Raw genomic sequence first — 5,485 nt, forward strand, 5'->3', positions numbered from 1 at the left:
AAATTCGTTTCTCATTGCTCCCGCTCTCTCCTTTACAGCAAACCCATCGGGCCTAACAATGCGCTGATAACAAGAAAAGTGGGAAGGAACCCCCCACTTTTCCAAGAATGCATCTTCGCTCCGACTGTGCTGACATTATAACATGCTATGCGCTTTCTGGCAAGTTATCCTCTGCCCCTGCCGGCCGGGGGCGCAGGCTGGCCTCGCCGGCATAAAAGTAGCGCAGTTGGCCGTCGGGCAGTGCCAGCCCCAACGCGCCGTCCGCCGCGGCGTCCACGACCCGGCCGAGGACGCGCTCGCCGCCGGCCTCGATCTCCACCTCCTGGCCCCATTCCAGCAGAGCGCCCCTCCATTCCTCCAGGGGCGACTCGCCGGCCAGGATGCGCTCGTACCAGCGCTCAAAATGGCGCAGGATGTCCCACAGCAGTGCCGAGCGGCTCACCGGCCGGCCGGCTTCCACCATCAGGCTGGTAGCGGTGCCGGGCAACTGCCCCAGCGTGGGGTCTGCCGCGCTCCCCAACACAGCTCCCGCCAGTTCCGCCGGCCGCACATTGACGTTGATGCCGATGCCGACCACCGCGAATTCCAGTTCCTGGCCGGCGAAGGCGCTTTCCACCAGGATGCCGGCGGCTTTGCGACCAGCGATGTACACGTCGTTGGGCCATTTGAGCGCCGGCGCAAGCCCGAGCTGATCCATGATGGCCCCTCGCACCGCCAGGCCGGCGGCCATGGTCAGGGTAAATAGGCGCTTCGGCGGCAGGGCCGGGCGGAGCAGGAGGGAGAACAGCAGACAGCGGCCGGCGGGCGCCACCCACTGCCGGCCGCGCCGCCCCCGGCCGGCGGTCTGGTGTTCGGCGATGACCAGCGTCCCTTCCGGACTGCCGGCCGCGGCCAGGCGGCGCGCTTCCTCGTTGGTGGAGTCAATCACCCGATGATAGACGATGGGACGGCCCAGCCGGCGCGTCGGCATGCCGGCCAGGAGCGCCGCCGGCGATAACAGCTCGTCCTCCACCTCATCCGACCCCACGACCATGCGTTATCTCGCGCTTGCCTTGTCAATCCCGCAGGACAGGCAGGACCAGCGCGCCGTAGGGCATGACCCCCACCGACGCGCCCGGGCCGTACTCGGCCAGCGCGGCATCCAGCGCCGGCTGTACGTGCGCTGCGTATTCCAGATGCACCTCGCGCAGTTCCGCCGGCCCCATCCCTTCCGCCACCACCACAATGCGGCATTTCATCTCGTGCAGGAGCCAGGAGAAGGTGTACAGCACACAGCTCTTTTCCCCGCCGATCTCCAGCGCCTCGGTCAGCCGGCGAAGCTCCGCCGGCGTCGGCATCTCCCGCATCCACTGGCGGAACTCCTCGTGCTCAAAGCCCTCGTAGATCCCCTCGCGGCATTGATTCACCAGGATGAGGGTGCCGCCCGGCTTCAAATAGCGGTCCACACCGCCGCAGACCCGAGACCCGCCCTGGAAAAGGCTGACCTCATAGCCGATATCCCCGACGCCGGCGATCATGATGTCCACTTTTTCGGGCAGGGCGACCTCGACATAGGGCCGCATGAACTCCACCGCGGCGCGGTGTGCCGGCAGGTGCGCATCGGCAAAAGCGGCCACCAGGTTGCGGCCGGCATCCAATAGGACATCCACCACCATGTCAATGCCGGCGATATCGGCCGCCTCTTCCAGGTCCGAGCGCACGATGTTGGCCGGCGGCATGACCCCCAGCAGGGAACTGCAGTGCAGTTCCGCCAGGATGCCCGTGAAGCGCTTGTGATTCTCGTAGATACAGCGCCGGCTGGCAACGCCCGGCAGGACGATTTTGCCGCCGGCCGACCAGCCGGCCAGCATACACGGGTTGACCAGCCCGGTGCCAATGCGGATATCCGCCTCAGCGAAGCGGCGGTGCACCTCCACCGGCGTGCCCAGGGAGGTGGTGCCCAGGTGCACCATGGCCGGCTGATTGTCCGGCTCGTTGTTGAGCACCGGGAAGCGCCGGGCGACCGCCGGCCCCAGATTGGCCTCGATGGCCTCCGGGCTGTCGGCGGCGTGCATGCCGACCCCCACCATGATGGTGATGTCTTCATCCCGAACGCCGGACTTCTCCAGCTCCTCAATGAGGATGGGGACAATCTGCTGGTTGGGCGTGGAGCGCGTGCGGTCAGTGACCACCAGGCAGACCCGGGCGCCGGGCTTGGCTTTGCGCGTGACGCCGGTGCGCTCCAGCCCCTCTTGGATGACCCGGCGAAGGTGCTCTTCGGGGTTGGGGACGGTGGGGATAGGCGCCGGCCAGCAGACGCCGGCGAGCTGGCCGGCAGGGATTTCCACCCGCTGTCGAGCAGTGCCAAGGGGGATATCAATGGGTATGCGTTCCGCGCACATCAGACAGCTCTCCTTCTGGGCATCCTGCCCATCGGCAACAGGAAACGAAGAACCAACGCATCAAACGGGAAACGAGGCGCCTTCCTGTATCCCGGTGGCATTATACCCCCGGCGGCCTGCCGGCGTCAACAGCCCTCATGAGCCGAGGTTGTGTTTTCCCCCGGGTATAGTATACTGTGGCTGAAAAGTTTGGTGGGGGAGAAGCATGGCGCGGTATCCGGTGCCGGCTGGCACCGCCCGCATCGAGTTCGTGGAGAAAGGCTCGCGCTTCATCGCCACGGCCGGCCCGGCCCATTCCGTGGACGAGGCTATGGCCTTCATCGCCGCCGTCAAGGCCGAGTTCCACGACGCCACGCACAACGTCTGGGCCTATGTGGTGGGTTTCGGCCCCACCAGTCAGTATGCCTGCCACAACGATGGGGAGCCGGGCGGAACCGCCGGCCCGCCGGCGCTCTCCGTCCTGCAGAACGCCGGCCTGGGGGATGTGGTGGTCGTCATCACCCGCTATTTCGGTGGGGTGAAACTGGGCACCGGCGGCCTGGTGCGCGCCTACTCTCGGGCCGCCCGCCTGGCCGTGGAGGCCCTGCCGCGCACGGAAAGGGTGGACCAGGTGAGCCTGCGCGTGCGCGTCCCCTACCGCTGGTACGAGGCGGTCCAGCGGCAGGCACAGGCGTTCCAGGCCTCTGTCGTGCAAACCGAACATGGAGCAGAGGTCACTTTCCTCCTGTTGGTGCCGGAGGACAGGGTCGAGGGGTTCCGCTTCGCGCTGTGTGAGGTCACCGCCGGCGAAGCCGCTTTCATCTAACTCTCCTCGCGGGCGTATCGGTTTTGCCCCAACAGCGTTGTTATGAGTGGCCATCCGAAATAAGGAGAGCGAAAATGAGCAAATGGCGTCTGACCGTGGTGATGATGTTGCTCCTGGTGCTGTTGGGGATCATGCCCTCAGCCGCACAGCCCCGGCCGGCATCTCCCGGCCCATGGGTGTACCTGGCGCGGTTCGCCTTTGATCCGCTGGCCGGCGAACCCGCCGCGCCCAGCCCGCTGGCCGGCCTGGAAGGCCCCGCGCCGGCCAGCCCCTACTATCTCCTGCAGTTTGACGGCCCGGTACAGGAGGAATGGAAGCAGGCGGTCGAGGCCGCCGGCATCCGCCTGCTGAGCTATGTGCCCGATTTCGCCTTTGTGGTCCGCCTGCCGGCCGGCATGTCCGCCGATGCAGCGCGCACCCTGCCCCATGTGCGCTGGGTCGGCCCCTACCGCATGCTCTACAAGCTCTCCCCGGAGCTGGACGCCTGGATGGGGGAGAGTACGCCTATCGAGCTTTCCGTCAGCCTCTTCCCCGGCGAGGACGCTTCGGAAGTGGAGGCGCAGGTACGCGCCTGGGGCGGGGAGGTCACGGACCGGGCGCAGAGCGATCTGCTGGGCGCCGGCCTGCGCGTTTCCCTGCCGGCCTATCGCCTGACGGAACTGGTGGGACTGCGCGGCGTCGCCTGGGCCGAGCCGTACCTGCCCATGGAACTGCATAACGACCGCGCCCGCGACATTATGAAAGTCAATCAGGCGCAGAGCACGCTGGCCGGCCTGGGCACCAACCTGTACGGCGCCGGCCAGATCGTGGCGGTGGCCGACACCGGCCTGGACACGGGCAACGAGTCCACCTTGAGCCTCGATTTCCGCGGCCGGCTGGTGCGTGCCTTTGCCCTGGGCCGGCCCGGGGATTGGAGCGATGGTCTCACGTATAACGATGAACCGCAGGGCGGCCACGGCACCCATGTCGCCGGCTCGGTGCTGGGCAACGGCTCCCTCTCCGGCGCCAACCCCTCCGCGCATCAGTACACCAGCTCCTTCGCCGGTGTGGCCCCGGAGGCCAGCCTGGTCTTTCAATCGGTGATGGACTCCACCGGCGGCCTTTCCGGCATCCCCTATGATCTCAAGGAGCTGTTCACGCAGGCTTACAACGAGGGGGCGCGCATCCATACCAACAGTTGGGGCCATCCCACCGGCGGGAGCTATCCCAATTACACCTACGGCGACTACGATGTCTTCGCCCGCTATGCCGACGAATATATGTGGCAGAATCCTCAGGCGCTGGTGCTGTTCTCCGCCGGCAATGCCGGCCGCGACGTGAACAGGGATGGCGTCATTGACCCGGACAGCATCGCGTCTCCCGGCACTGCCAAAAACGTGCTGACCGTGGGCGCCACGGAGAACAACCGCCCGCCCGGCGCCGGCTTCGGCGGATACTCCAACTACCGCTGGGGCACTGGCTCCTGGGAAGCCCTGTTCCCCGTCAACCCCATCCACGACGACTACATTTCGAACAACATCAACGGCCTGGCGGCCTTCTCCAGCCGCGGCCCCACCGATGACGGCCGGGTCAAGCCGGAGGTGGTGGCCCCTGGCACGGACATCATTTCGGCGCGCTCCCATGCCAGCGGCGCGGGGACCGGCTGGGGGATCTACAATTCCCACTACGTCTACATGGGCGGCACCAGCATGTCCACGCCGCTGACCGCCGGCGCGGCCGCTTTGGTGCGCCAATACTACAACCAGGTCAAGGGCTACTCCAACCCCAGCGGTGCCCTCATCAAGGCCACGCTCATCAACGGCGCCCAGAACATCGCCCCCGGCCAGTACGGCACCGGTTCCACCCAGGAGATTCCCAACGCCACCCCGAACAATGTGATCGGCTTCGGGCGCGTCAACCTGGTGAACTCGCTGGCGCTCAATCCCAATGAGCATATGGCTTACTGGGATGAGAAGGCCGGCATCGGTACCAGCGCCGTCCGCACCTACACGGTGGCGGTCACCCAAACCGTCACCTCCGGCGACGCTTTTGTCGTCACGCTGGCCTGGACCGATTATCCCGGCACCGTCGGCGCCGGCAAGGCTCTGGTCAACGACCTGGACCTGGAGGTAACGGCGCCCGGCGGCACGCAGTACAAGGGCAACGGTGGGGCCTCCTGGGATCGGCTGAACAACTCGGAGCGCGTGGTGATCCAGAACCCGGCCGCCGGCACCTATCAGATCACCGTGCGCGGCTATAATCTGCCGAGCGGCCCCCAGCCCTTTGCCCTGGTGGTGCGCTCCCACTACCTGACGACGTC

At 66.5% G+C, this 5,485-nt stretch carries 4 protein-coding genes; 2 read left to right on the forward strand and 2 right to left on the reverse strand.

The annotated features are described in order from the left end of the window. Positions 1-145: 145 nt before the first annotated feature. A complete protein-coding gene (locus tag H5T60_10960; GenBank protein MBC7242950.1) occupies positions 146-1,033 on the reverse strand; it encodes a biotin--[acetyl-CoA-carboxylase] ligase in 888 nt (295 codons plus the stop codon). A gap of 22 nt (positions 1,034-1,055) precedes the next feature. Then, positions 1,056-2,381 (reverse strand): nickel-dependent lactate racemase, encoded by a 1,326-nt coding sequence (larA, locus tag H5T60_10965; GenBank protein MBC7242951.1) that lies wholly within the window; start codon positions 2,379-2,381, stop codon positions 1,056-1,058. A 205-nt stretch (positions 2,382-2,586) separates the two neighbouring features. Between larA and H5T60_10970 the strand changes: the two genes are divergently transcribed. Both H5T60_10970 and H5T60_10975 read left to right on the forward strand, forming a co-directional pair. Next, on the forward strand, positions 2,587-3,186 hold the full coding sequence (locus H5T60_10970; GenBank protein ID MBC7242952.1) for a YigZ family protein: 600 nt from the start codon (positions 2,587-2,589) through the stop codon (positions 3,184-3,186). A 74-nt stretch (positions 3,187-3,260) separates the two neighbouring features. Then, positions 3,261-5,485, forward strand: a 2,225-nt coding sequence (locus H5T60_10975; GenBank protein MBC7242953.1) for a S8 family serine peptidase, incomplete at its 3' end; no start/stop codon positions are given.

Source organism: Anaerolineae bacterium (assembly GCA_014360855.1).
Classification (GTDB): domain Bacteria; phylum Chloroflexota; class Anaerolineae; order JACIWP01; family JACIWP01; genus JACIWP01.

What these genes read in the sequence shown, in the direction of transcription:
- larA (MBC7242951.1), bottom strand. Translation starts at nt 2,381, where the DNA reads ATGTGCGCGGAACGCATACCCATTGATATCCCCCTTGGCACTGCTCGA.
- H5T60_10960 (MBC7242950.1), bottom strand. Translation starts at nt 1,033, where the DNA reads ATGGTCGTGGGGTCGGATGAGGTGGAGGACGAGCTGTTATCGCCGGCG.
- H5T60_10970 (MBC7242952.1), top strand. Translation starts at nt 2,587, where the DNA reads ATGGCGCGGTATCCGGTGCCGGCTGGCACCGCCCGCATCGAGTTCGTG.